Here is a 24,527-nt window from a genome sequence, read left to right on the forward strand (position 1 = left end):
CCAGGCTAGTAGACCGTCAAGCCCTTCGAGCGGAAGACGTCGCGAATCTTTTCCACATCCTCCGGCTTTGGTGGCTTCGTATCTGCCAGCTGGTAGGTCATGTCCAGACCTTCCCACTTGTCCTTGCCCATATTGTGGAAGGGCAAGACCTCGACGCGTTCGACGTTTGACTTCCAACGCGCCACGATATTGGCCACATTTTCCACGTTCTCTGGCGAGTCCGTAAGGTCAGGCACCACAACGAAGCGGATCCACACCGGCTTGCCTATCTTGTTCAGCCTGTCGCCAAAGTCCAGCGTGGGCTGGAGCTGGCGGGAGGTGACCTTGCGATAGGTTTCCTCGTCGCCCGACTTGACGTCGAGAAGCACGAGGTCGATATTGTCCAAGTCCTCGTCCCGCAGGCGAGCTCCCAAGAACCCGGCCGTATCGATAGTGGTGTGAATACCCGCATCGTGGACTTCCTTGAGCACGCGGCGCGTGAAGGAAATCTGGAACAGGGGTTCACCACCGGAGATGGTCAGGCCGCCGCCGGAAGCTTGGAAGATGGGCTTGTAGCGCTTGATGCGCTTGACCACATCTTCAACTCGCTCCAGCGTACCGGTCTTCATTTCCCAGGTGTCTGGATTATGGCAGTACTGGCAGCGCAGTGGGCAACCGGACATGAACATCGTCATGCGGGTTCCCGGTCCGTCGACGGCGGTCACGAGCTCCCAAGAGTGCACGAGGGCGATATCGCCGGTGCGGCGCGCCTCCATGAGCTCCGGGCGGGTAATGTCATCGAGTTGTGCGTTATCCCCCAGGCCCGCAGCTACGCCGCGGACACGCTCTCCTTCTTCCGGAGAGAGGGTGACAACACCAGTAACGCCATCAGCCATGATTAAGAGCCCTGGTGGAAGGTGCGGGAGATAACGTCGAGCTGCTGCTCCTTGGTCAGCTTGACAAAGTTAACAGCGTAGCCGGAGACGCGAACGGTGAGGTTCGGGTACTTCTCTGGGTGCTCAACGGCGTCCTCGAGGGTGGACTTGTCCAGCACGTTGATGTTGGCGTGGTACAGACCAGAGTTCATCTGGTGTGCATCGCGGTTTGCCTTCATTGCTGACATGCGGTCTTCGAAAGTTGGGGTTGCCATGATTTTCTCCTTTTCGAGATGGTTGAGGGTTGAGTGGTTTTTACTTCTCCATGATGAAGCCGGCATCCAGAACGCCCACCAAGTTATTGATGCGCTCTTCTGGGGTGCGGCCCAATCCGGAAGGAGTAATGGTGTTGGTCAGCGAGATGCCGTCCAAGGCGTCCTTGTAATCCAGCTTGCCAACGGACAGCATGGAAGCAACCATGCCGTGGCTGTCGGCGCCGTTTTCAGGGTTAGCGCCTGGGGAGAACGGCGTGCCGGCCTTGTGGCCCGACGGGAAGGCACCTGTTGCCTTGCCGTAGACCACGTTCGAGGTAATGGTCAGCACGGACTGGGTCGGGATGGCATTACGGTACATCGGGATGGACTTAATCTTGTCCATCACGGTGTGGACGATGGTTGCGGCGATGTCATCGGCGCGGTCATCGTCATTGCCGTAGAACGGGAACTCGCCTTCGGTGATGTAGTCCGTAATCAGGCCGGTCTCGTCGCGTACTGGGGTGACCTTGGCGTACTTGATGGCGGACAGGGAGTCGGCAACGATGGACAGGCCAGCGATGCCGCAGCCCATGGAGCGGACGATATTGGAATCGTGCAGCGCCATCTCAACTGCCTCGTAGGCGTACTTATCGTGGGAGTAGTGGATGATGTTGAGGGCCTCAACGTAAGTGCCAACAACCCAGTCCAGCATCTCCTCGTACTTCTGCCAGACCTCATCGAAGTCCAGCGGGCCATCGCCCTTGATGGGCTCGTAGCCTTCCACGACCTGCTTGCCGGTGACCTCATCGCGGCCGCCGTTCATGGCGTAAAGCAGGGCCTTTGCGGCGTTGACGCGGGCGCCGAAGAACTGCATCTGCTTGCCCACTTCCATCGGGGAAACACAGCAGGCAATTGCGGCGTCATCGCCCCACTGCTCACGGATCTGGCGGTCAGACTCGTACTGAATGGACGAGGTCTCGATCGAGATGTGAGCGCAGAATTCCTTGTAGCCCTTTGGCAGCTTCGGATCCCAGAAGATGGTGATGTTGGGCTCCGGTGATGGGCCGAGGTTTACCAGGGTCTGCAGCAGACGGAAGGAGGTCTTGGTGACCATGTGGCGGCCGTCGTTGCCAAAGCCGGCATCGGACCAGGTTGCCCAGTACGGGTCACCAGAGAAGATCTGGTCGTAGTCGATGGTGCGCAGGAAGCGAACGATGCGCAGCTTCAGAACCAGGGAGTCGATGATTTCCTGGGCGTCTTCCTCGGTGATGATGCCAGCGGCGAGGTCGCGCTCGAAGTAGCAATCGAAGAAAGCGGACAGGCGGCCGATGGACATTGCGGCGCCATCCTGGGACTTAATGGATGCCAGGTAGCCGAAGTAGGTCCACTGTACGGCCTCGTGAGCGGTCTTGGCCGGCTGGGAGATGTCGAAGCCGTAGGACTCCGCCATCTTCTTGAGCTTCTTCAGGGCCTTAATCTGCTCGGAGTGCTCCTCGCGGAAGCGTGCCCAGTGCTCAGAGAAGCCAGCATCTGCGACGGAATCGCGGGAAGCCTGCTTTTCCTCGATCAGGTAATCCACACCATAAAGTGCGACACGGCGGTAGTCGCCGATGATGCGGCCACGGCCGTAAGCATCCGGCAGGCCGGTAATGATGTGTGATGAACGAGCAGCGCGGATGCGCGGGGTGTAGATATCGAAGACCGCATCGTTGTGGGTCTTGCGGTAACGGGTGAAGATCTTCTCCACCTCAGGGTCTACTTCCTTACCCGCTTCGCCAATGGCCTGCTTGACCATGCGCCAGCCACCGAACGGCATCATGGCGCGCTTCAGCGGGGTATCAGTCTGCAGACCGACGATAACGTCGTCGTCCTCTGAGATGTAACCGGCCGGGAAGGCGTCGATGTCGGTGGGGGTGTGAGTGTCAACGTCGTAGACGCGCTGCTTGCGCTCGACGGACAGGTAGTTCTTTTCCAGGGTGTCCCAGACGCGCTTGGTCTTTTCGGTCGGACCCGCCAGGAAGCTGGAATCGCCGTCGTACGGCGTGTAGTTACGCTGAATGAAGTCGCGAACGTTGATTCCTTCGGTCCATGGACCGGACTCAAATCCTTTCCACGCTTCAAACTGTTGAGGCTGCGTTGCGGTAGTCATAATTCCCTTCTCTCGGGCGAATTTCTAGCAGGGGATAAATGCCGCTTTTTCGAGCCACAGCACCAAGCCCCTCTGTCCCCAATTGTTGACCACTTTCGCGGGTTTAACAACTCTCGCAATCGTTTGAAACCCTAGTTATAAACCGGTCGTGTTGTTTAGCTGGTTAGTGATTTCATGCAGTACGCACGTACGTCTTTTATCGGGGGTGAACTAGCCCCGAACGTGTCCCTCATCACCTTAAGATTTTGGCCCCTACCTGCACGAACCTCTACTGTTATTCTCGTTCAGCTTCGCTTCCGCACAAAGGAGGACTTCGTGGCTTCCCAGCCCAAGCATCCAGTAGATACCGTCCCACCCACCCCCAAACTAGCTGCCCTAGGCTTGCAGCACGTGTTGGCGTTTTATGCCGGCGCGGTCATTGTCCCGCTACTTATCGCCAGCTCGCTCAACCTGGATGCGGAAACCACCATCCACCTCATCAATGCGGACCTATTGACCTGTGGCATTGCAACGATCATTCAGTCCATGGGCGTCGGCAAGCGCATTGGCGTGCGCCTGCCCATCGTGCAGGGCGTGACTACTACGGCGGTCTCCCCGATTATCGCCATTGGTCTAGGCGCGACCGACGGTGCAGGCGGGGTGGCCTCGCTGCCGACCATTTACGGCGCTATTATCGTCGCCGGCATTTTTACCTTCTTTGCCGCGCCAGTCTTTGGCAAGGTATTGCGCTTCTTCCCTCCGGTGGTCACCGGATCGGTCCTGCTGGTCATGGGCACTTCACTTTTGGGGGTTTCGGCCAATGACTTTGTCAATTACGCCGAGGGCCAGCCAGCCACCCGCGACCTGCTCTACGGCTTTGGCACGCTCGCCGTCATCATCTTGGTGCAGCGTTTTTCCTCTGGCTTCTTGGGAACCCTAGCCGTGCTCATCGGCTTGGTTTTGGGCACAGGCGTGGCGCTCGTGCTTGGCGACGCCTCCTTTAGCGAAGTCTCTTCCGCCCCCGCCCTTGGTATCACAACCCCGTTCTACTTCGGCATGCCAAAGTTCGACTTGGTGGCCATATTCTCGCTCATCATCGTCATGATTATCACCATGGTGGAAACCACCGGCGATGTCTTTGCCACCGGCGAGATTGTAAAAAAGCGCATCCGCCGCGATGACGTCGTACGCGCCATCCGCGCCGATGGCCTGTCGACCCTAGTGGGCGGCGTGATGAACTCCTTCCCCTATACCTGCTTTGCCCAAAACGTTGGCCTGGTGCGCCTGACCAGCGTGAAATCGCGCTGGGTGGCCGTTGCCGCCGCCGGGTTCATGATGGTGCTGGGAATTTTGCCCAAGGCCGGCGCGGTCGTGGCCTCCATCCCCTCCCCGGTTCTCGGCGGCGCGTCCTTGGCGCTTTTTGCCAACGTGGCGTGGGTGGGCCTGCAGACCATCGCCAAGTCCGATCTTTCCGATGGCCGCAACTCCGTCATCGTTACCTCCGCGCTGGGGCTGGCCATGCTGGTGACCTTCAAGCCAGATATCGCCACCGCCTTCCCGAAGTGGGCGCAAACCTTCGTCTCCTCTGGCATGTCCATCGGCGCGATTACCGCCATCGCGCTCAACCTGCTGTTCTTCCACACAGGGGGCAAGCAGGGAACGCAGGTGTCCAGGGTCGTCGGCAAGAGCGTGAGCTTGCAGCAGCTCAACGGCGCCTCCCGCGAAGAGTTTGTCTCCGCGCTGCGCCCGCTGTTTAATAACGAGACTTGGCCGCTGGAGCTGGCGTGGGAGTCGCGGCCCTTCGGCGATGTTAATGAGCTGCGCGCCGCCATTCAGGTAGCCGTGCTGACCGCGGATGATTCCCGCCGCGCCGCGCTCATCCACGACTACCCGGCCATGGATAAGCTGCTGCTTGCCGACGCCGACGAGGCCGCCACCATCTCCGCCGACCGCGGCTCCCTAGGGTTGACCGACTTGGATGATGTGCAAACCGAGCGCATCACCGAGCTTTCTGCCGCCTACCGCGAGCGTTTTGATATGCCGTTTGTGGCTTATTTGGATACCAATGACACCGTCGACCGCGTCATTGATGCCGGCGTGCGCCGCCTAGCCAACTCCCCGGAACAGGAATACCGCACGGCGCTGGGCGAAATCGTAGAAATTGCCAACGACCGCTTCGATATTTTGCTGGCAGATGCCAATCCGGTCCGCTCCTCATGGGACCGCAAGTTCACCGAGGTGGACTAGCTAGCGAAAGGAAAAGTCCACCTCGGCTTCTGGATCCACGCCGGAGATAATGCCGGTGTAGAACTGCTTGGCCTGGGATTGGAGGACATCGCGATTATCCGCGATGTCCTCTTTCTTTTTATCCTCATTGAGAATCTTGGTGATGGTTTCCGCCTTATCGATATCCGGGGTAATCCAGCTCAGCGCGCCATTATCTTCCACCGCGGTTTCGAAGTTCTCATCCGAGTGTCCGATGAAAATAAATTCCGGGATCTGCACGCGGAAATGGTGCGGAGATTCTTCTTCCACCTGAACCTGCGATCCCTCGATGCCCAGCTTCGCGCGGTAGGAGTACTTGATGTACTGGGTGCGCTCGCTGCCTGGGACCTGCCAATTCCACAGCTTGCTAGTAGCGGATTCCTCCGAAAGCCCCTCCATCCCCAGCGAGACGAGCACCACCTGTTCTTCCCGTTCTACGGCCTTGATGACCTTGGTATTGCTCGATTCCGTCTCCACGTCCACTGGATCTTTTACCTGCCAGACCACCACCGCGGTGGCAGCCACGGCGGCAATAAGAATGACGGCGATAAGGGTGGAAAGCAGCTTTTTCATGATGACCATCATAGGGCGGATATGAAGTGGGGTACGCGAAAGCGCCGCCGGCCACAAGGGCCGACGGCGCCGATTGTGCGCCCGGTGAGACTTGAACTCACACGTCCTAAGACACTAGAACCTAAATCTAGCGCGTCTGCCAATTCCGCCACGGGCGCGGGGGACTTGCCATAGTGTACACGGCGCACGAATAAACAAGAAACCAGGGGGTGTTCTGTTTTTCGGTGCCGGGTGGGTAGGGTGGAATTCGTGAGCACTCATGAGGAAAAGAAGAACAGGCGCGTACAGGTGCGATGGTGGCACATCCTCCTGATCGTGTTTTTCGTCGTGCTCTTCCTATTCCTAGCCTACTGGCAGTGGACGCGCTTCCGCTCCGGCTCGGGCACCTTCCAGAACTTGGGCTACGCCTTCCAGTGGCCATTGTTTGCCGTGTTCGTGGTCTATGCCTATCGCACCACGCTGCGCTATGAAAACGAGCGCCTCGCGGCCGAGGAAGAAGCCCGCGACATGGATGACAAGGACGCGAATGCCCCGGCCGAGTCTCGCGCGACGCCGCAGGAAGAAACCAAGATAGATGAGGACTTCCTGCCCCAGCGGCCGCAGATAGACGTGGAGACGTTCAACGCCATGAATACCCCGCGCCGCCGGCGCGGCGAGAATGAAGAAAGCTGATTATGCCCAATAAAGTTCACCCAGCCCGCCAGGCCCGCATCCGCGGACCCTTGAAGTTTTTCTCCATTGCGGCCACCGTCACCGGTATCTTCCTGATCATTCTGGTCATCCGCATGGTGTGCCAATACATCATTGGCATGGAAATCCCCGAGTGGGCCACCTATATCGCGATTGTCCACGGCATCGCGTACATGACCTACCTGCTGTCCATCCTCATCCTCGGCCCGCGCGCGCTGTGGCCGGTGGGCAAGCTCTTTACCACCGCCCTCGCCGGCGTTGTGCCCTTCTTGTCCTTCTGGATGGAGCACAAGCGCCGCAAGGAAATCGAGGAAGAGTTCCAACTTTAGGAACTGCGAACCAGCTCCGCGATGGCGGGGACAAGTTGAGTAAGAGCGCGGCCGCGATGCGAGACCGCGTTCTTTTCTTCTGGCGACATTTCGGCCGCGGAGCGGGACTCGCCTTCTGGTTGGAAGAGCGGGTCATAGCCAAAGCCGTTTTCCCCGCGCGGCTCGCGCAGGAATTGGCCTTCCCAGCGTCCTTCGGCCACATGCTCGGTACCGTCTGGGGTAACGAGCGCACAGACGGAAACGAAGGCTGCAGCGCGGCGTTCATCGGGAACATCGGCCATCTGCGCCAAGACTAGGTCATTATTGGCTTGGTCATTGCCGTGTTGGCCGGACCACCGGGCGGAAAGCACGCCGGGCATGCCGTTGAGCTCCTCGATTGCCAGGCCAGAGTCATCCGCGACGGTGGCAAAGCCGGTAGCGGCTACGCCGGCGCGGGCCTTAATGAGCGCGTTATCGGCAAAGGTGCGGCCATCTTCCACCGGCTCCGGGTAGGACTCCACGGCGGAAAGCGGGCGCAGCTCGACGCCTTCGATACCGGCATCAGACAGGATGCGCTCCAGCTCCGCGAGCTTCTTCGGGTTATTGGACGCGACGAGAATTACCACCCCAGCGCCGCCTTCTGTGCGGCGATGAGCTCGCGGCAGCCCTTCTGGGCTACGTCGAGCATCTCGTTGAGTTCCTCGCGGCCAAAAAGGCCGTGCTCGCCGGTGCCCTGGATTTCTACGAAGTCACCGGATTCCTGCATCACTACGTTGAAGTCAACCTCGGCGCGGGAGTCTTCCTCATAGGGCAAGTCGAGGCAGATTTCGCCATCAATAATGCCTACCGAGACCGCAGCGATGGGATCGAGCAGCGGCTCACCGGGGACTACGCCTTCGGCCTTGAGGTGTGCGATGGCGTCGGCAAGCGCAACATAGGCGCCGGTGATAGAAGCAGTGCGGGTGCCGCCATCGGCCTGGAGGACGTCGCAGTCGAGCTGGATGGTATTCTCCCCCAGCTCTTCCAGGTCCACAGCGGCGCGCAGGGAGCGGCCGACGAGGCGGGAAATCTCATGGGTACGCCCCTTGACCTTGCCCTTCATGGATTCGCGCGGCATGCGATCGTGGGTGGCAGAAGGCAACATGGCGTACTCGGCGGTAAGCCAGCCTTCACCGGAATCGCGCTTAAAACGCGGCACGCCATATTCCACCGATGCGGTGCACATGACGCGGGTATTGCCAAACTCCACCAGCACCGAACCAGCCGGGTTGGTGGTGAAATTGCGGGTAATACGAACGCTGCGTATCTGATCGAGCGCGCGCCCATCGGCACGAGTAAATTCAGTCATGCCGTCCAGCGTATCTTAGAACTCCATCCCCGCGGCGCCGAGGACGATCTCGCCATCAAATTCGGAGCGGGCGGCCTCCAAGGTCGCTTGGGCATCGCCCCAAGGCTGGATGTGGATGAGCACAAGCTTGCCTACACCTGCCTCGCGCGCCACCCTGCCGGCTTCCGCGCCCGACATGTGCATATCCGGGGCCTTATCCTCCGAGGTCTCGCCCCACGCGGCCTCGCAGAGGAAGATATCGGCGCCCCGTGCGGCGTCGACAAGCGTGGGCGTATAAGAAGAATCGCCGGAGTAGGTGATGGTCTGCCCAGTCTTGGTGTGCTCCACGCGCAAAGCATAGGCCTCTACCGGGTGGTTTACCGGGAAGGGAGTGATATACGCATCGTCTACCAGCTGACGCTCGCCCGGCTGCCAGGGGCTAAAGGCAAAGGTATCGGACATGTCATCGATGCCATCGACCTCATCGGACGACAGGCGCCCCAGGTGTGTGGGCGTAGCCTTCGGCCCGAAGCACATATTGCGCGAGGCTGCAGGCGCCGTGGGGTGAAAGCGGCGCCACACCATCAGGGAGGGAAAATCCAGGCAGTGATCGGCATGCAGATGGCTAAAGGCCACGTGCGCATCACAAGGATCCTGCTGCTGTTCCAGCTGCGCCAAGGTACCAGGGCCCATATCGAGGACGATGGACGGCGCATTATCGAAGGACAGCAAGTAGCCGGAGGCGGGATTTTGGGCGGTGGGGACGCTACCGGAGCAGCCTAGGATGGTCAGCTTCATGGGCTCAATAGTTCCATGAAATCACCCCGCGTGCGTACTCAACGTGCAAAACGGGGGAGAAATTATGCCTACTTAAACAATCTGCGGGCCGAGAAAGCGCGTGGCCAGCCGCGCAAAGACCTCCGGATCGCCCGTGGATTCAAAGGTGTGGGCGGGCTGATTATCCGCAGGCGCCAACATATCCATCTCCGTAAGAATCCGCATAACATCCTTAGTGGTCTCTTCTGAGGAGGTCACCAACGAAACATTTTCCCCCATTGCCAATTGGATAATGCCGGTCAAAAGCGGATAGTGCGTACAGCCCAAGACCAGCGTGTCTACCCCCTGGGCCTGCAACGGGGCTAGGTAGCCCTCGGCCACACCGAGAATTTGGCGGCCGGCGGTAATGCCGCGTTCGACAAAGGGAACAAAATCCGGGCAGGCGGTGGCAAAGGCCTGCACCTTGGGGTTGAGCGCGAATAAGTCTTGGTAGGCGCCAGACTTGATGGTGCCCTCAGTGCCGATGACGCCGATTTTTCCATTGCGCGTGGTGGACATGGCGCGGCGCACAGCGGGCCGGATGACCTCCACGATCGGGATATCGTAGCGTTCGCGTGCATCGTGCAGGAAGGCGGCGGTTGCGGTATTGCACGCAATCACCAGCATCTTGCAGCCACGCTCCACGAGCTTATCGGCTACGTCCTGGGAAAAAGCGCGCACCTCGGAGATAGGCCGCGGGCCGTATGGGCTATGGGCGGTATCGCCGGTATAGATGACGGATTCGTGCGGCAGCTGTTCCATCACCGCGCGTGCCACGGTGAGTCCGCCCACGCCGGAATCAAAGATGCCGATGGGAGAGGTTGCGGTAGGCATTAACGCTTCACTGCCTTGACTGGATCATCCGAGGTAATGGTCATGCCGGCGAGGACGCCGCCGATGGCGCCGAAAAGGTGGCCTTGCCAGCTCACGCCTTCATAGACGGGCAGCACACCCGACACCAAGCCGGAGTAGGCGAAGCCGAGCACGATGCCCAGGATGGTCTGAATGAGCGAGCGGTTAAATATGCCGCGCACAATCAGATACGCCAGCCATCCATAGACCAAGCTGGAAGCGCCGATATGGGAGGTGCCGGGGCCACCAAGGAACCAGGTACCGAGGCCGGCCACCAGCGTGGTAATCAGCGTGACCTCCCACCAAGCCTTTCTACCAGATAGGCCGATAAGAAAACAGAAGATGGCGCCAGGCACCGAGTTGGACATCAAGTGCTCAAAATTCGCATGCAGCAGCGGGGCGGTAAAAATCCCCCAAATGCCGTTGAAATCTAACGGGCGGATGCCGTAATTGGATAACTGGCCGCCAAAGAGGAAGGCGTTGACAATGTGGACTGCCCACTCCACGACGAGGAAACCAAAGGCTATGGAAAAGCCGGTGGTGATGCGGCCGCTGCGGGTGTAATTCTTGGAATCGCCGCGATTGACCGGCCCCGAAGGCGCCGGCCGGTAGTTTGATATTCCACCTGAATTCATAATGCGCTATATCTTAGTCCAGCAGATCGCGGTACGCGCTCAAGCCTAGGCCGGATTCGGCGGCGGTAACCGCGTTGGCGATAGCCTCCTCCACGGCATCGGCGGCCGCGGCGCATAACTGGGTGATCACCTGCGTACTGAGTTCAGCTGGGCGTTGCGCAGTGGACAAGGCAAAGATGGTGTCGCCGTCTAGCGGTGAATGGGCAGGTCGCACCGCACGAGCGATGCCATCGTGAGCAGTCATTGCTAAGCGCTGGGCTTGGGCGGTGGTTACGGGGGCGTCGGTAAGCACGGCGCCAATCGTGGTGTTGAGCTTTGCTTCTGCAGGATGCGGCAGGGCGCGGTAGGCGGCCGCATTGACCGGGGTGCGACCCGGCGCGCCGTACAGACGGCCGGACTGCGGATCGATGACCTCGCCCACAGGGTTGGCGACCATCGCGGCGGAAACCTCATACTCACCCACCCGGCGCGAAGCGAAACCAAACCCGCCGCGCAGCTTACCAGCGGTAGCCCCCACGCCGGCTCCCACCGAACCCATGGATTCATCGCTGCCGGCGAACGCGGCGCGAAGCGCCGCCGCGCCCTCTTCCGGCCCGGGGCGAGAAGGCCCGACCAAGAGGTCAAAAATGACGGCTCCGGGAACGATGGGCACGCGCGGACCGGGCTTATCCTCGCCAAAGACAGGGAAGCCAATCCCCTGCTGGGCCAGCTCATTCATCACGCCGTCGGCAGCCGCCAAGCCAAAGGCGGAGCCGCCTGCCAACACCACGGCGTGGACACGTTCGACCGTATTATGCGGCTGCAAAAGGTCTGTTTCGCGGGTGCCAGGGCCGCCGCCGCGCACGTCGACGCTGCCAAGCGCGCCGCCCGGCCCGCAGTAGAGCACCGTGACCCCGGTATCGGCACCGCTATAGTGCCCGATGCTAATGCCGTCTAGCATTAGTCCATCAGCACCTGCAGCAGCGAATCTTGGCAGAAAGCCAACCATTCCACGAGGCTGTCGCGGTCCAACATCAGGTTTTCATCGGAAACGTCGCCTGCCGCAACATAGAGGCGCAAATCATTAAGGCCGGCAACGAAGGCTTGGGCCTCCTGTTCACTAATGGTGACCTCTACCCCGCCGGTGGGGCCAAGGGCCGAACCGATGACCTGAAGGTTTTCTAGCTTGGCGCGCGCAATGTCGTTCTCGTGCAGCGAGCGCAGCAAAGAAGCATCGCCTTCGTATTCCTCGTCGCCGGGCATTTCAAAGTCCGGGAACAGGCGGGCCAGTGAAGGATCTTCTGGGGCTTCCGTATGCCCAGTAGGCATGTCCAGCATCTCTGCTAGCTCATCCTTGGGTGCGGACTGCGCGCGCCCGATGATCGCCTCGGAGACGGTAGCGGTGAGATCACCTAATACCTCGCGCTCCATTGGCTCAAAGACGGCCGTTATCTTCGGCGCGCGCATGAGGGACTTCTTTTTCTTCCACGGTTGCATATATTTAACCTGCCTGCTGCATCGTTGCCCACAGACCCGCGATCTGGAGCTTTTTCACGTCTGCCTCTATTTTGTCGCGCTCGCCGCTGGAGACGGCGGCCTTGCCCTCAGTATGGACCTGCATCATGAGTTCATTGGCTCGCTTCTTGTCATATCCCAAAACGGTTTGGAATACGTAGGACACGTAGCTCATTAGGTTGACTGGGTCATCCCACACGATGCACATCCACGGGAGGTTCTCACTCGTGGCCACATCTACGTCGAGTTCTTCATCCAATTCGGGCGTAGCCATAGGAGAGCTCATGCGGACTACGGGAAATTGCGCCTTCATGCTTTCTAGCCTAACCACTTTTGGGGATTTATTGTGGGCCAGCCCAATCTAGCTGCGGACAATCTAGTCCCAAAGAATCTAAACCTCTGAAAAACACCTAGTCAGTGGGTATTATCACTCCCGTGAATGACAAAGCTATCCCCAATGATCGCTCCACTGCTCTACTGACGGATAAATACGAGCTCACTATGCTCCAGGCCGCGCTGCGAGACGGCTCGGCAAACCGCCAGGTCACCTGCGAGGTATTCGGCCGCCGTCTGCCCAATGAGCGCCGCTACGGCGTGGTTGCCGGCACCGAGCGGGTCCTGCGTGCGGTGGAGGATTTTCGCTTTTCGGCCAATCAGCTAGCAGAGATGGACTTCCTGGATGACAAAACCAAGGAATACCTGCGCCACTACCGCTTTTCTGGGCAAATTGACGGCTACCGCGAGGGCGAGCTGTATTTCCCTAACTCCCCTATCCTGACGGTGCGCGGCACTTTTGGAGAATGCCTAGTCCTTGAGACCGTCATTTTGTCCATCATGAATGCCGATTCCGCGGTGGCCTCGGCCGCCTCCCGCATGGTCACGGCTGCCGATGGCCGCCCGATTATCGAGATGGGCTCGCGCCGCACCCACGAGTATGCGGCGGTAACCTCCGCCCGCGCGGCCTACCTGGCCGGCTTCGATGCCACCTCCAATCTGGAGGCGGGCTACTGCTACGGCATTCCGGTCTCCGGCACTGCCGCCCACTCCTGGACCTTGGCGCATACCAACCCGGATGGTACCCCGAACGAAGAAGCCGCCTTCCGCTCCCAGATCGACACCCTTGGCGTAGACACCACGCTGTTGGTTGATACCTATGACATCACCAAGGGCGTCGAGACCGCAGTGAAGGTAGGTGGCCCGAAGCTCGGCGGCGTTCGCATCGATTCCGGTGACTTGGGTGCGGTCACCCGCCGAGTGCGCAAGAAGCTGGATGATTTGGGCAATCACAACACCAATATCGTGGTCTCCTCCGACCTCGACGAGTTCGCCATCGCTGGCCTGCGCGGCGATCCGGTAGACGCCTACGGCGTCGGCACGTCCGTAGTAACCGGCTCCGGTGCGCCCACCGCCGGCATGGTCTACAAGGTCGTAGAGGTAGACGGCATCCCGGTGGCAAAGCGCTCTTCCTCCAAGCAATCCGTCGGCGGTGCCAAGCGTGCGCTGCGCACCTACCGTTCCTCGGGCGTGGCGGTAGAAGAGATCGTCTACCCCTTTGAGGCAGCAGCGCCGGATACCGGCCAGCTCGATACCCGCGAGATGACCATTCCGCTCATGCGCGATGGCCACATCGTCGACGGACTGCCGGATCTGCATGCCTCCCGCGAGTATTTAGCTAAGGCCCGCAAGACCCTGCCATGGGAAGGCCTAGCGCTCTCCCGCGATGAAGCGGCCGTGCCTACGCGGATGGTGGGCTTTAAAAAGTAGGCCGCTAGACTGTGTGGGGTGAGTGAGCACGCAGATGAGCCCTTAAACCTCGACACGGAAACGCTGCTGGGCAAGGCCGTTGACGCGCTGGGCGGCAGCCGGCGCGAAGGCCAGGTGCGCATGGCCACGGCCGTCTCAGCCGCGCTCGACAAGGAGCGCCACCTGGCAGTGCAGGCCGGTACCGGTACCGGTAAATCCCTGGCCTACTTGGTCCCGGCTATCCGGCATGCGATGAACTCGGGGTCCACCGTCATCGTCTCCACCGCGACGTTAGCCTTGCAGCGCCAGCTGGTGGAGCGCGATCTGCCGCGGCTTACTGAGGCGCTCGCCCCTGTCATGGAGCGTACGCCCACCTTCGCCATCATGAAGGGCCGCAATAACTACCTGTGCATGAATAAGATTGCGGCTACCCCGGATGACCCGGAAGCTCTTATCGACGAATCCGAGATCTCCCACCGCGGCAAAGCCGTGCGCCGTATCCACGAGTGGGCGCAGGAAACCGACACCGGCGACCGCGATGATCTAGAGCCGGGCGTGCCGGACTTGGTGTGGCGGGCGGTATCGGTAACCTCCAACGAGTGCTTGGGCGCGTCGCGCTGCCCGCACGGGCCGGATTGCTTTGCAGAAGAGGCTCGCAGGGCGGCTGCCGACGTTGACATCGTGGTCACCAACCACGCAATGCTCGCCATCGACGCGGTTTCTGAGGCAAATATCTTGCCGGAACACGACGTCGCCATTATCGATGAGGCCCACGAGCTCGACGGCCGCATCACCTCTGTATCTACCGCGGAGATTACTACCCGCGCTATCAAGATGGCCGCCAACCGCGCGAAGTCGCTGGGTAATGCCGGCAGCCTCTCGGACTTGGCCGAGGAATTCGATGACCTGATGAAAATCCAAGAGCCAGGCCGTTGGACCGACTTAGATGAAACCTCACAGGGCCACCTGCGCGCGCTTGCCGACGAATTCCTGCGCGTTAAGTCCCTCATTTCTCGCGCGCCAGAGGGCGAAGCCACCGACGACCCGGAGAAAAACGCCGAACGCCAAAACTTGAGCAACCACCTCTCTGACCTAGCGCAGGCCGTGGCGCGCATGCTGGAGGTTTTTGCCACCGATGACCCGGCCAAGCAAGACGACGTCGTCTGGCTCGAGCGCGATCCGCGCAGCGACGCCGAGACCCTCGCCGTGGCGCCCCTCTCCATCGCCCACATGCTGCGCGAGAACCTCTTTGGGGAGCAGACGGTGGTGCTGACCTCAGCCACCCTCGCCCTCGGCGGCCGCTTCGATGCCATGGCTGCCCAGTGGGGCATGCCGAGTGGTACCTATGACACCTTGGACGCGGGCACGCCTTTCGACCCAGCCAAATCCGGCATCCTGTACACCGCCAAACACCTGCCCGCGCCGGGCCGCGATGGCCTGCCCAAAGAAACCATCGATGAGATCTACGAGCTCATTATGGCCGCCGGCGGGCGCACGCTTGGCCTGTTTTCCTCTCGCCGCGCCGCGGAAGAGGCGGCCACCGCCCTCAAGCCGCGCATCCCCTTTGACCTCTTCGTGCAAGGCGAGGATTCCATCGGCGCGCTGGTAGAGAAATTCTCCCAGAAGGAAAACTCCTGTCTCTTCGGCACGCTTACCCTGTGGCAGGGCGTGGACGTGCCGGGGCCGGCGTGCTCGCTGGTCATCATCGACCGCATTCCGTTCCCCCGGCCGGACGATCCCCTGATGCAGGCGCGCGCCCAAGCGGCCGATGCTGCGGGCCGCTCGGGGTTCATGGAGGTTTCCGCCAACCACGCCGCCTTGCTCATGGCACAGGGCGCAGGCCGCCTCCTGCGCCACGTGACCGACCGCGGCGTGGTGGCCGTGCTCGATAACCGCTTAGAATATAAGCGCTACGGCAGCTTCCTCAAGGCCTCCATGCCGCGCTTTTGGCAAACCACCGACGCGGATACGGTGCGCGGCGCGCTTAAGCGATTGGTCGCCGCAGGGCGCACACGGTAGCCGAGTCCGGCGCAATCTCCGTGAACCCGGCGTCCACGATCACCACGGCGCCGTCCTGCGCACAGGCGGTGCGAAAATCTTCGCCGGACACCTCGCGCACCGACAGCTCAAAACCGGTATCGGCCCAGGCACGGGCCTCGTCCACCGACATCGCCGCGGCGAGCATCATCGAACCGTGGCCCACCTCTGCCGCGGCCTTGCCCGCAGACATGTTGAGGCTGCGGTCGACGTAGATAACGGGGGCATCGCCAAGCGGGGCTCCCGGCTCATCATAGGCAAGGTCGGTGTGACCGATTTGCAGCTTGGCAATGAGCGGATCCACCTCGCCCACTGCCGAGGGTGCGAAGGCACGGGCGCGGTCCGCAATAGTCACGCCAGGCAGGCTCTGCACATCGCGCCAGGCCTTATTGCGCGAACGGCGGGCAATCTTGCGGATGCGGTGGCCGTACCACTGGCCCAGCGCTTGGGCGAAGGCACCGTCTTCGCCCGCGCGCTCATCGAGGCACACTGCCACTACGGCGCGAGCGGCCGCCTCTAGCACCTCCGTGCGGGCCGGCGGCTCCTGCTTGGGCAGGTTAAGCGCAATCTGCATGGCTTGGATGGTGGCGGGCTCATCCGGGTTCTCTGGGTCATCACGCCAGGAGCGCGAATCACATGCCTCCACCAACCGCTGGTGGGCGGTCTCAAAGTTATCCACGAATAACCTCCTCGGCCGGAATTCCCAAGATTTGCAGTACCTCATCCAGCCGCCGGTGATTCACCGAGGTATCCGCCACTTCTTGCAGCGCCGGCTTTGCGTTAAAGGCAATGCCCAGCCCAGCAGCGGTAATCATATCGATGTCATTGGCGCCATCGCCCACGGCGACCGTCTGCCGCATGCCTACCCCGGAATCCGCGGCGAACTCCCGCAGGAATTCCTCCTTGGCCTTGCGGTCAACCACCTTGCCGGTTACCCGGCCGGTGAGCTTGCCGTCGGCGATTTCCAAGGTATTTGCGCGGACGTAGTCCAGCTCCATCTCTGCGGCGAGGCCCTCTAGAACTTGGATGAACCCGCCGGAGACCACAGCGGTGCGGTAGCCAATATGGTTCAAAGTGGCGATGGTTTCGCGGGCGCCAGGAGTCAATTGAATATCGCGGGCCACCTCATCGATGATGGCGGCATCCAACCCGGCCAGCACCGCGACGCGCTCGCGCAGGGACTCCTCAAAGTCCAATTCACCGCGCATTGCCCGGGCCGTCACTGCGGCAACCTCTTCCTCTTTGCCAGCATGGGCGGCCAGCATCTCGATGACCTCGCCTTGAATGAGGGTGCTATCGCAGTCGAAGCACACCAAACGCTTAGAACGCCGGCCGAGGCCCGCGCGCTCAATGGCAATATCGATTCCAATCTGCTTTGCTAGCTCCGCTAATGCCTGACGCACGGGCGCCGCTGGGCCGTCCAGAGTCAAAAAGAGCTCCAGCCCAGTCAACGGGGAGGTAGAAAGGCCACGGATGCGATCAATATTGGCATCAAAATTGGCCAATACGCGTGCCACTTCCTCTACGTGATGAGCCGTTACTTCGGCACCCATGAGACCCACCACATGCGTCGAGCGAGCACGTGCGGCAGATTCTTCCTCCCTCAAGTTCACGGAGACCTGCTGGCCATAAATGCTCAAGGTATTGCGCAGTCCCTGCTCGATCTGCTCGGCCCGCGCCTCGGGGATTCGGGTATGGGCGGCGAGGGTGATGCGGCCGGAAAAGATGGCCTGTTCGACGTCGACAAGCGTGGCGTTATAGGACGCCAGCACGCGGAAGAAGGCCGCCGAAACCCCAGGCTTGTCCGGCCCACTGGTGGTAATGACTGCGTTGGTATCAGCTTGAGTACTCACGCCGCCCATTATCGCACGCGGTCAAGTGAGATACGCCAAAGCCGCCCCCACGGCCCGAAATGGGCTGGGAGGCGGCTTAAGTCAGGAGTGCTTTAGCGAGTTAATTCGCTTTAGTGGCTACCCACGTGTGCTTCCTCGCGCATGCGCTGAACCATGTGCGGGTAGTGCAGCTCGAACGCTGGGCGCTCGGAGCGGATGCGCGGCAGGGACACGAAGTTGTGGCGTGGCGGCGGGCAGGAGGTTGCCCACTCGAGGGAGTTGCCGTAGCCCCATGGGTCATCCACGGTAACAATCTCGCCATAGCGCCAAGACTTGAAGACGTTCCAAATCAGCGGGATAACGGAAGCGCCCAAGACGAAGGAGAAGATGGTGGAAATCTGGTTGAAGACCGTGAAGCCATCGGACTCTAGGTAGTCAGCGTAGCGACGCGGCATACCCATGTTGCCTACCCAGTGCTGAACCAAGAAGGTGCCGTGGAAGCCGATGAAGGTCAGCCAGAAGTGAATCTTGCCCAGACGCTCATCCAGCATGCGGCCGGTCATCTTCGGGAACCAGAAGTACAGGCCAGCGAATGCGGAGAACACAACCGTACCGAACAGGGTGTAGTGGAAGTGCGCAATCAGGAAGTAGGACTCAGCCAAGTGGAAGTCCAGTGCCGGGGATGCCAGCATAACGCCGGTCATGCCGCCGAAGAGGAAGGTTGCCATGAAGCCCATAGCGAAGATCATCGGGGTGTCCCAGGTAATGTGGCCCTTCCACATGGTGCCGACCCAGTTGAAGAACTTAACGCCGGTAGGCACTGCAATCAGGAACGTCATGAAGGAGAAGAACGGCAGCAGGATAGCGCCGGTGACGAACATGTGGTGTGCCCACACAGCCATGGATAGGGCACCGATGGCCAACAGTGCGAAAACCAAGCCGATGTAGCCGAATACCGGCTTACGAGCGAATACCGGCACAACCTCAGAAACAACGCCGAAGAACGGCAGCGCCAAGACGTAGACCTCAGGGTGGCCGAAGAACCAGAACAGGTGCTGCCACAGGATGCCGCCACCATTAGCGGAATCGTAGATGTGGCCGCCCAGCTTGCGGTCATACAGCACGCCCAGTGCGGCAGCGGTCAGCAGCGGGAAAATCATCAGCACGATGGCGGATGCAGTGAATACTGCCCAGCTGAAGACCGGCAGGCGGAACATGGTCATGCCCGGTGCGCGCAGGGTCAAAATGGTGGTGATCATGTTGATAGCGGAGGCAATGGTGCCCACGCCGGTAGCGCCCACGCCAACGATCCACATATCCGCACCAATGCCCGGGGTGTGGATACCATCAGCCAGCGGCATGTACATGGTCCAACCGAAGTCGGCCGCGCCACCAGGGGTGACGAAGCCAAGCAGCATCACGATGCCGCCCAGCAGGGTAACCCAGAAGCCGAAAGCGTTTAGACGCGGGAAGGCCACGTCCGGTGCACCAATCTGCAGCGGCAGAATATAGTTACCAAAGCCCCACACGACTGGGGTAGCAAAGAGCAGCAGCATCACAGTGCCGTGCATGGTAAACAGCTGGTTGAACTGCTCGTTGGACAAGAACTGGAGACCCGGGGTGAACAGCTCCGCGCGGATCAACAGTGCCATAAAGCCACCGAGGAAGAAGAAGCTGAAGGACATGATCAAGTACATGATGCCCAGCTGCTTGTGGTCGGTGGTGGTTAGAAATACCCAAGCCTTTGAACCGGTCTTCGCGTTGCCGGTTGGCTCTGGACGTGTGGGGGCGACGTAATCGTCGACCCGTGGCGCCACAGCGGTCATAAAATCCTCCTGAATAACAAAGTGTCTGTGAACAGAGTCCACCTACACCTAGGTTTACTCGCCTTATATTAGGCCATTTTCCCCTGTTCTTTCCAGCTTGCCCCAATACTGGACCACTTAGCCTCCCCTGCGCGCTAACCTCATCTGTCACATACCCCCTGCACGTAGCGCAGCCACTATTTCCGACGAAATTTTTCGACCCAAAATTTACGTGCTATATGTCACACTAAACCCGCATTGTGCACCCCAAAAACGCGAAAACACACCCCCGCTCGTTATCAACCTTTCGGTTGAGTTTGAGCAGAAGGTGTGCCGCTAGACCACGCTGATCAGCGGGAATGCTTAGAAATCCCAGTCGTCATCCGTAGTGTCCTCGGCCTTGCCAATGACATAGGAAGAACCGGATCCGGAGAAGAAGTCATGGTTCTCATCCGCATTCGGCGACAACGAGGACAAGATAGCCGGGGAAACACGCGTCTCATCGGCTGGGAAGAGGCCTTCAAAGCCTAGGTTATTCAGCGCCTTATTCGCGTTATAGCGCAGGAAGCGCTTGACGTCCTCAGTCCACCCAAGTTCGTCATAGAGGTCCTCAGTGTAGTCAATCTCGTTGTCATAAAGATCGTAGACCAAGTCGAAGGTGTATTCCTTCAGCTCCGCCTGGCGTTCTTCATCTAGCTGCTTATATGCCTGCTGGAACTTATAGCCGATGTAGTAGCCATGCACCGCCTCATCGCGAATGATGAGACGAATGATATCGGCAGTATTGGTCAGCTTTGCGCGAGACGAGAAGTACATCGGCAGGTAGAAGCCGGAATAGAACAAGAAGGACTCCAGCAGCGTGGAGGCCACCTTCTTCTTCAGCGGATCCTCACCCTTGTAGTAGGACAAGATGATCTTGGCCTTCTTCTGCAGGTTCTCGTTTTCTTCAGACCAGCGGAAGGCATCATTGATCATCGGCGTGGACGCCAGAGTCATGAAGATATTGGAATAGGACTTGGCATGCACGGACTCCATGAAGGCGATATTGGTATACACCGCTTCTTCGTGCAGGGTCTGGGAATCCGGCAGGAGGGAAATCGCGCCGACGGTGCCTTGGATGGTATCCAGCAGGGTCAGGCCGGTAAAGACCCGCATGGTGGTTTCCTTTTCCTGCTCCGTCAGCGTCTTCCAGCTGGGAAGGTCATTGGAGACTGGTACCTTTTCCGGCAACCAGAAATTGCCGGTGAGACGGTCCCACACTTCAAGGTCCTTTTCATCCGGGATGCTATTCCAGTTAATGGCTTCAACTGGCTTTTCATGACTAGAAAGATAGTCATCGTACTCGTGCGACACGCGGCGTCACTCCAATACTAAAAACGGACAAATTCAGGTCTCCAGCATACCCAATTTGGCCCACCTTTAATCCATTGTGCCGTATACCTCACGCCTATACTGATCCCATCTGCACCGGAAGGAAAAGCAGTGCCAGAAGAAAGGATTTCCATGAGCGCGACCCCTCCCCTACTGGGCTCCGTGGTTGATAGGCTCGGCGCCGAAATCGTGTGCGGAGACATCGCGGAGGGCGAGCGGTTCCGATTGGGGGACATCGAAAAGCGCTTTGGCATCTCCCGCACCGTAGCCCGCGAGGCGATGCGCACCCTAGAGCACCTAGGCATGGTCACCTCTGGGCGTCGAGTGGGCATCACGGTGCTGCCCATGGAGAAGTGGGCGGTTTATGACCCAGCTATCATCGGTTGGCGTTTAGCCAGCGATAAAACCCGCGGACAGCAAGTTGCCCGCCTCAACGAGCTGCGGCTAGGCATCGAACCAGTGGCGGCTCGACTTGCCGCGCGCAATGCCAGTGCCCAACAGCGCTCGGAATTGCTCTGCCTTGCTGCTCGGCTGGCAGAGCTAGAGACTACCCCTTCTCCCCGCGTGGGAGAGGAATTGGAAACCGATTTGCACTTCCACACTTTGATCTTGCGCGCCTCTGGCAATGAGATGCTGGCCGCGCTCGCCCCTTCCTTGGTAGCCATGCTCAAGGGAAAATCCGTCTTTGGTTCTCGCAAGCGCAATCCCATCGGCGGCACGACGCAGCTGCACATGGAGTTGGCGCGCGCCATTGATGCCGGGCTTGCCGACGCCGCCGAAACCGCCTCCCGCACCATCCTCGACCGCACTAGGGCCGAAAACGGCTAAACGCCTCGATGCACGTCCTTCCCCGCGACGTGCATCGAGGCGCCCTAGCTACGGTTTAAAGCATGCAGGATACGCAGCCCTCGACCTCAGTGCCTTCCAGCGCCATCTGGCGCAAGCGGATGTAGTACAAGGTCTTAATGCCCTTGCGCCACGCATAAATCTGTGCGCGGTTGACCTCGCGGGTGGTCGCGGTGTCCTTAAAGAAGAGCGTGAGCGATAGACCCTGGTCCACGTATTTGGTAGCTACGGCGTAGGTATCAACAATCTTCTCGTAGCCGATCTCGTAGGCGTCCTTGAAGTACTCCAGGTTCTCGTTATCCATATGCGGCGCCGGGTAGTAGACGCGGCCGATCTTGCCTTCCTTGCGGATCTCAATCTTGGAGGCAATTGGGTGGATGGACGAGGTGGAGTTATTGATATAAGAAATCGAGCCCGTCGGTGGCACCGCCTGCAGGTTGCGGTTGTACAGGCCATACTTGGCCACGTCCTGTTTCAGATCCTCCCAATCTTGGGCGGACGGGGTGTGGATCGAAGAGGCGTCGAAAAGCGCCTGCACCTTCTTGGTCTTCGGCTTAAACTCTTCCGGATCGTAGCGGTCAAAGAATTCGCCCGAGGCATACTCGGACTGCGGGAATTCCTTGAAGTACTCCCCGCGCTCACGGGCAATCTTATTGGAAGCACGCAGCGCCGCATACAAAATTGCGGCAAAGTAAGCATTGGTAAAGTCCAAGCCCTCTTCCGAGCCGTACTCGATGTGCTCGCGGCCCAAATAACCATGCAGGTTCATCTGTCCCAAGCCGATGGCATGTGACTCATCATTGCCGCGGCGCACAGACGGTACGGAATCGATGGAGGTCTTATCCGCCACGGCGGTCAGGCCACGGATGGCCGTTTCCACCGTATTGGCAAAGTCCGGCGAATCCATGGTCATCGCAATATTCAGCGAGCCCAAGTTGCAAGAAATATCGCTGCCCAGCTCCTCGTAGGTCAGGTCCGCATTGAACTCGGATGGGGAGTTGACCTGCAAGATCTCCGAGCACAGGTTAGACATATTGATCCACGAGGTCTTTACCGGGTTGGCGCGATTCACGGTGTCCTCGAACATGATGTACGGGTAGCCGGATTCGAACTGCAGCTCTGCCACGGTTTGGAAGAAGTGACGGGCGTTGATCTTCTTTTTACGGATGCGTGGGTCTTCCACCATCTCTTCGTAGTGCTCGGTCACGGAGATGTCACCGAAAGCCTTGCCATAGACCCGCTCGACGTCGTACGGCGAGAAGAGGTACATATCGTCATTGCGCTTAGCCAGCTCGAAGGTAATATCCGGCACGACGATACCCAGCGAGAGGGTCTTAATGCGGATCTTTTCATCCGCATTCTCGCGCTTGGTATCTAGGAAGTTCATGATGTCCGGGTGGTGCGCGTTGAGGTAGACCGCACCGGCACCCTGGCGGGCGCCGAGCTGGTTAGCGTAGGAGAAAGAATCCTCCAAGAGCTTCATCACCGGAATAACGCCGGAGGACTGATTCTCAATGTGCTTAATCGGCGCACCGGACTCGCGGATATTAGACAGCAACAGCGCTACGCCGCCGCCGCGCTTGGATAGCTGCAATGCGGAGTTGATGGAGCGGCCGATGGACTCCATATTGTCCTCTATGCGCAGCAAGAAGCAGGAAACGAGCTCGCCGCGCTGGGCCTTGCCAGCATTGAGGAAGGTCGGGGTAGCCGGCTGGAAACGGCCGGTCATAATCTCATCGACAAGGTGCTCTGCGAGGCCGGTATCGCCATCCGCCAAAAATAGAGCCGTCATGGAGACCCGGTCTTCAAAACGCTCCAAGTAGCGGCGGCCATCAAAGGTCTTCAGCGTGTAGCTCGTGTAGTACTTATACGCGCCCAGGAAGGACTTGAAACGGAATTTATAGGCGTAGGCCCGCTTGAACAATTCCTTGATGAAGGAGAAATCGTACTGCTCAATGACCTGTGGGTCGTAATACTTGTTATTGATCAGGTAGTCGATCTTTTCTTCCAGATCGTGGAAGTAGACCGTGTTCTGGTTTACGTGCTGCAGGAAGAATTGGTTAGCGGCCTCGCGGTCTTTATCGAACTGAATCTTGCCATTTGCATCGTAGAGATTCAGCATCGCGTTCAGAGCGTGGTAATCCAACTGCTCCTCTGGCTTTACTGGCTCGGCGACGGTCTTCCCCAATTGCGTACTCACAGCTGACAAGGCCTTTCTTAAAAATCAGGATCTGTATTGAAGTCGCAGAAGGCGCTAGGCGGCAGCTTCGAGCCTGAGCTCGGCTGCGTTGGCCAATAAGCCTTCACGACAAATTTTTATATCGTCTTCGTTTCCCAGCAACTCGAAACGATAAACATAGGGCACCTTGCATTTGGCACTGATGACATCACCAGCTTTGCCAAAATCGGCACCGAAATTGCTATTACCACCAGAAATTACCGCGCGAATGAGGCTGCGGTTGTGCTCATCATTGAGGAACTTAATAACCTGCTTGGGCACGGGCCGGGAGTTTTGGTGGCTGATGGAAGCGCCCCCGCCATAGGTGGGGCACACCAAGACATAGGGTTCGTTTACTTGCAGTGGCTCTTCCGTGCGGCGCAGCGGGATGCGCGCACTGGGAAAGCCCAGTTTCTGCACGAACCGGTGCGTATTTTCCGTCGCGGAGGAAAAATACACGACCAACATGGCTACTGGCC

The 24,527-nt window shown here is 59.4% G+C and carries 24 protein-coding genes and 1 tRNA gene; 6 read left to right on the forward strand and 19 right to left on the reverse strand.

The annotated features are described in order from the left end of the window. Positions 1–5: 5 nt before the first annotated feature. From pflA to pflB, 3 genes are read right to left on the reverse strand one after another with little or no spacing between them, the layout of a single operon-like run. A complete protein-coding gene (gene pflA / locus L8V01_RS04010) occupies positions 6–875 on the reverse strand; it encodes a pyruvate formate-lyase-activating protein (protein WP_269945836.1) in 870 nt (289 codons plus the stop codon). Between the two features lie 2 nt (positions 876–877). Then, positions 878–1,129, reverse strand: coding sequence for an autonomous glycyl radical cofactor GrcA2 (gene grcA2, locus L8V01_RS04015; protein ID WP_005323969.1), 252 nt, complete (start codon positions 1,127–1,129; stop codon positions 878–880). A 40-nt stretch (positions 1,130–1,169) separates the two neighbouring features. Continuing rightward, the gene (gene pflB / locus L8V01_RS04020) at positions 1,170–3,257 is read right to left on the reverse strand and encodes a formate C-acetyltransferase (RefSeq protein WP_269945837.1); all 2,088 of its coding nucleotides are present in this window, start codon (positions 3,255–3,257) and stop codon (positions 1,170–1,172) included. A gap of 315 nt (positions 3,258–3,572) precedes the next feature. Between pflB and L8V01_RS04025 the strand changes: the two genes are divergently transcribed. Continuing rightward, positions 3,573–5,483 carry a solute carrier family 23 protein gene (locus L8V01_RS04025; protein ID WP_269945838.1) on the forward strand — a complete coding sequence of 637 codons (1,911 nt, stop codon included), beginning with the start codon at positions 3,573–3,575 and terminating at the stop codon, positions 5,481–5,483. On the opposite strand, the gene L8V01_RS04030 is transcribed toward L8V01_RS04025, so the two are convergent. After that, positions 5,484–6,074, reverse strand: coding sequence for a hypothetical protein (locus tag L8V01_RS04030; protein ID WP_259887675.1), 591 nt, complete (start codon positions 6,072–6,074; stop codon positions 5,484–5,486). Between the two features lie 76 nt (positions 6,075–6,150). Further along, positions 6,151–6,232: transfer RNA gene (locus tag L8V01_RS04035), tRNA-Leu, on the reverse strand. 91 nt (positions 6,233–6,323) lie between these two features. On the opposite strand from L8V01_RS04035, the gene L8V01_RS04040 reads away from it, so the two are divergent. Together L8V01_RS04040 and L8V01_RS04045 are read left to right on the forward strand one after the other, a co-directional pair. After that, positions 6,324–6,746 carry an SURF1 family protein gene (locus tag L8V01_RS04040; RefSeq protein WP_269945839.1) on the forward strand — a complete coding sequence of 141 codons (423 nt, stop codon included), beginning with the start codon at positions 6,324–6,326 and terminating at the stop codon, positions 6,744–6,746. Positions 6,747–6,748: 2 nt separating this feature from the next. Further along, entirely contained in the window at positions 6,749–7,093 is a 345-nt protein-coding gene (locus L8V01_RS04045) for a DUF3817 domain-containing protein (RefSeq protein ID WP_269945840.1), read from the forward strand. Here L8V01_RS04045 and rdgB read toward each other — a convergent pair. From rdgB to clpS, 8 genes are all read right to left on the reverse strand, one after another. After that, positions 7,090–7,698: an RdgB/HAM1 family non-canonical purine NTP pyrophosphatase gene (rdgB, locus tag L8V01_RS04050; protein ID WP_269945841.1), complete on the reverse strand. Its 609-nt coding sequence runs from the start codon at positions 7,696–7,698 to the stop codon at positions 7,090–7,092. The two genes, L8V01_RS04045 and rdgB, sit on opposite strands and share 4 nt — an antisense overlap. Further along, the gene (rph, locus tag L8V01_RS04055; RefSeq protein WP_269945842.1) at positions 7,692–8,420 is read right to left on the reverse strand and encodes a ribonuclease PH; all 729 of its coding nucleotides are present in this window, start codon (positions 8,418–8,420) and stop codon (positions 7,692–7,694) included. Before rph ends, rdgB begins: the two co-directional genes overlap by 7 nt. A gap of 15 nt (positions 8,421–8,435) precedes the next feature. Further along, positions 8,436–9,197, reverse strand: coding sequence for an MBL fold metallo-hydrolase (locus tag L8V01_RS04060; RefSeq protein ID WP_269945843.1), 762 nt, complete (start codon positions 9,195–9,197; stop codon positions 8,436–8,438). 72 nt (positions 9,198–9,269) lie between these two features. Next, the gene (gene murI / locus L8V01_RS04065) at positions 9,270–10,049 is read right to left on the reverse strand and encodes a glutamate racemase (RefSeq protein WP_269945844.1); all 780 of its coding nucleotides are present in this window, start codon (positions 10,047–10,049) and stop codon (positions 9,270–9,272) included. Beyond that, on the reverse strand, positions 10,049–10,702 hold the full coding sequence (locus tag L8V01_RS04070) for a rhomboid family intramembrane serine protease (RefSeq protein WP_269945845.1): 654 nt from the start codon (positions 10,700–10,702) through the stop codon (positions 10,049–10,051). Before L8V01_RS04070 ends, murI begins: the two co-directional genes overlap by 1 nt. 13 nt (positions 10,703–10,715) lie before the next feature. Continuing rightward, positions 10,716–11,642: a P1 family peptidase gene (locus tag L8V01_RS04075; RefSeq protein WP_269945846.1), complete on the reverse strand. Its 927-nt coding sequence runs from the start codon at positions 11,640–11,642 to the stop codon at positions 10,716–10,718. Continuing rightward, positions 11,642–12,178, reverse strand: coding sequence for a DUF2017 domain-containing protein (locus tag L8V01_RS04080; RefSeq protein ID WP_269945847.1), 537 nt, complete (start codon positions 12,176–12,178; stop codon positions 11,642–11,644). Before L8V01_RS04080 ends, L8V01_RS04075 begins: the two co-directional genes overlap by 1 nt. 4 nt (positions 12,179–12,182) lie before the next feature. Continuing rightward, entirely contained in the window at positions 12,183–12,509 is a 327-nt protein-coding gene (clpS, locus tag L8V01_RS04085) for an ATP-dependent Clp protease adapter ClpS (protein WP_005323948.1), read from the reverse strand. A 122-nt stretch (positions 12,510–12,631) separates the two neighbouring features. On the opposite strand from clpS, the gene L8V01_RS04090 reads away from it, so the two are divergent. Together L8V01_RS04090 and L8V01_RS04095 are read left to right on the forward strand one after the other, a co-directional pair. Further along, positions 12,632–13,960: a nicotinate phosphoribosyltransferase gene (locus L8V01_RS04090; RefSeq protein WP_269945848.1), complete on the forward strand. Its 1,329-nt coding sequence runs from the start codon at positions 12,632–12,634 to the stop codon at positions 13,958–13,960. Positions 13,961–13,978: 18 nt separating this feature from the next. Further along, a complete protein-coding gene (locus L8V01_RS04095) occupies positions 13,979–15,958 on the forward strand; it encodes an ATP-dependent DNA helicase (RefSeq protein ID WP_269945849.1) in 1,980 nt (659 codons plus the stop codon). Here the strand turns inward: L8V01_RS04095 and L8V01_RS04100 are convergent. The 4 genes from L8V01_RS04100 to nrdF form a co-directional block, all read right to left on the reverse strand. Then, on the reverse strand, positions 15,924–16,655 hold the full coding sequence (locus tag L8V01_RS04100; protein WP_269945850.1) for a peptidyl-tRNA hydrolase: 732 nt from the start codon (positions 16,653–16,655) through the stop codon (positions 15,924–15,926). The two genes, L8V01_RS04095 and L8V01_RS04100, sit on opposite strands and share 35 nt — an antisense overlap. After that, positions 16,648–17,838 (reverse strand): phosphoserine phosphatase SerB, encoded by a 1,191-nt coding sequence (gene serB / locus L8V01_RS04105; protein WP_269945851.1) that lies wholly within the window; start codon positions 17,836–17,838, stop codon positions 16,648–16,650. Before serB ends, L8V01_RS04100 begins: the two co-directional genes overlap by 8 nt. A gap of 101 nt (positions 17,839–17,939) precedes the next feature. Beyond that, positions 17,940–19,634, reverse strand: a complete 1,695-nt coding sequence (ctaD, locus tag L8V01_RS04110) for an aa3-type cytochrome oxidase subunit I (RefSeq protein ID WP_269945852.1) — start codon at positions 19,632–19,634, stop codon at positions 17,940–17,942. Positions 19,635–19,976: 342 nt separating this feature from the next. Continuing rightward, the gene (gene nrdF, locus L8V01_RS04115) at positions 19,977–20,966 is read right to left on the reverse strand and encodes a class 1b ribonucleoside-diphosphate reductase subunit beta (protein ID WP_269945853.1); all 990 of its coding nucleotides are present in this window, start codon (positions 20,964–20,966) and stop codon (positions 19,977–19,979) included. 150 nt (positions 20,967–21,116) lie between these two features. Between nrdF and L8V01_RS04120 the strand changes: the two genes are divergently transcribed. Next, positions 21,117–21,812: a FadR/GntR family transcriptional regulator gene (locus tag L8V01_RS04120; protein WP_269945854.1), complete on the forward strand. Its 696-nt coding sequence runs from the start codon at positions 21,117–21,119 to the stop codon at positions 21,810–21,812. Between the two features lie 55 nt (positions 21,813–21,867). On the opposite strand, the gene nrdE is transcribed toward L8V01_RS04120, so the two are convergent. Continuing rightward, positions 21,868–24,030 (reverse strand): class 1b ribonucleoside-diphosphate reductase subunit alpha, encoded by a 2,163-nt coding sequence (gene nrdE / locus L8V01_RS04125; RefSeq protein ID WP_269945855.1) that lies wholly within the window; start codon positions 24,028–24,030, stop codon positions 21,868–21,870. Positions 24,031–24,084: 54 nt separating this feature from the next. Continuing rightward, on the reverse strand, positions 24,085–24,516 hold the full coding sequence (gene nrdI, locus L8V01_RS04130) for a class Ib ribonucleoside-diphosphate reductase assembly flavoprotein NrdI (protein WP_269945856.1): 432 nt from the start codon (positions 24,514–24,516) through the stop codon (positions 24,085–24,087). Between the last annotated feature and the right edge of the window lie 11 nt (positions 24,517–24,527).

The organism is Corynebacterium curieae (assembly GCF_027570035.1).
Lineage (GTDB): Bacteria > Actinomycetota > Actinomycetes > Mycobacteriales > Mycobacteriaceae > Corynebacterium > Corynebacterium curieae.

Excerpts from the sequence above, each read along its gene's own strand:
- rph (WP_269945842.1), bottom strand. The coding sequence starts at position 8,420 with ATGACTGAATTTACTCGTGCCGATGGGCGCGCGCTCGATCAGATACGC.
- L8V01_RS04120 (WP_269945854.1), top strand. The coding sequence starts at position 21,117 with ATGAGCGCGACCCCTCCCCTACTGGGCTCCGTGGTTGATAGGCTCGGC.
- L8V01_RS04030 (WP_259887675.1), bottom strand. The coding sequence starts at position 6,074 with ATGAAAAAGCTGCTTTCCACCCTTATCGCCGTCATTCTTATTGCCGCC.
- L8V01_RS04070 (WP_269945845.1), bottom strand. The coding sequence starts at position 10,702 with ATGAATTCAGGTGGAATATCAAACTACCGGCCGGCGCCTTCGGGGCCG.
- nrdI (WP_269945856.1), bottom strand. The coding sequence starts at position 24,516 with ATGTTGGTCGTGTATTTTTCCTCCGCGACGGAAAATACGCACCGGTTC.
- pflB (WP_269945837.1), bottom strand. The coding sequence starts at position 3,257 with ATGACTACCGCAACGCAGCCTCAACAGTTTGAAGCGTGGAAAGGATTT.
- L8V01_RS04080 (WP_269945847.1), bottom strand. The coding sequence starts at position 12,178 with ATGCAACCGTGGAAGAAAAAGAAGTCCCTCATGCGCGCGCCGAAGATA.
- clpS (WP_005323948.1), bottom strand. The coding sequence starts at position 12,509 with ATGAAGGCGCAATTTCCCGTAGTCCGCATGAGCTCTCCTATGGCTACG.
- L8V01_RS04075 (WP_269945846.1), bottom strand. The coding sequence starts at position 11,642 with ATGCTAGACGGCATTAGCATCGGGCACTATAGCGGTGCCGATACCGGG.
- pflA (WP_269945836.1), bottom strand. The coding sequence starts at position 875 with ATGGCTGATGGCGTTACTGGTGTTGTCACCCTCTCTCCGGAAGAAGGA.
- L8V01_RS04045 (WP_269945840.1), top strand. The coding sequence starts at position 6,749 with ATGCCCAATAAAGTTCACCCAGCCCGCCAGGCCCGCATCCGCGGACCC.
- ctaD (WP_269945852.1), bottom strand. The coding sequence starts at position 19,634 with ATGACCGCTGTGGCGCCACGGGTCGACGATTACGTCGCCCCCACACGT.
- L8V01_RS04060 (WP_269945843.1), bottom strand. The coding sequence starts at position 9,197 with ATGAAGCTGACCATCCTAGGCTGCTCCGGTAGCGTCCCCACCGCCCAA.
- murI (WP_269945844.1), bottom strand. The coding sequence starts at position 10,049 with ATGCCTACCGCAACCTCTCCCATCGGCATCTTTGATTCCGGCGTGGGC.
- serB (WP_269945851.1), bottom strand. The coding sequence starts at position 17,838 with ATGGGCGGCGTGAGTACTCAAGCTGATACCAACGCAGTCATTACCACC.
- grcA2 (WP_005323969.1), bottom strand. The coding sequence starts at position 1,129 with ATGGCAACCCCAACTTTCGAAGACCGCATGTCAGCAATGAAGGCAAAC.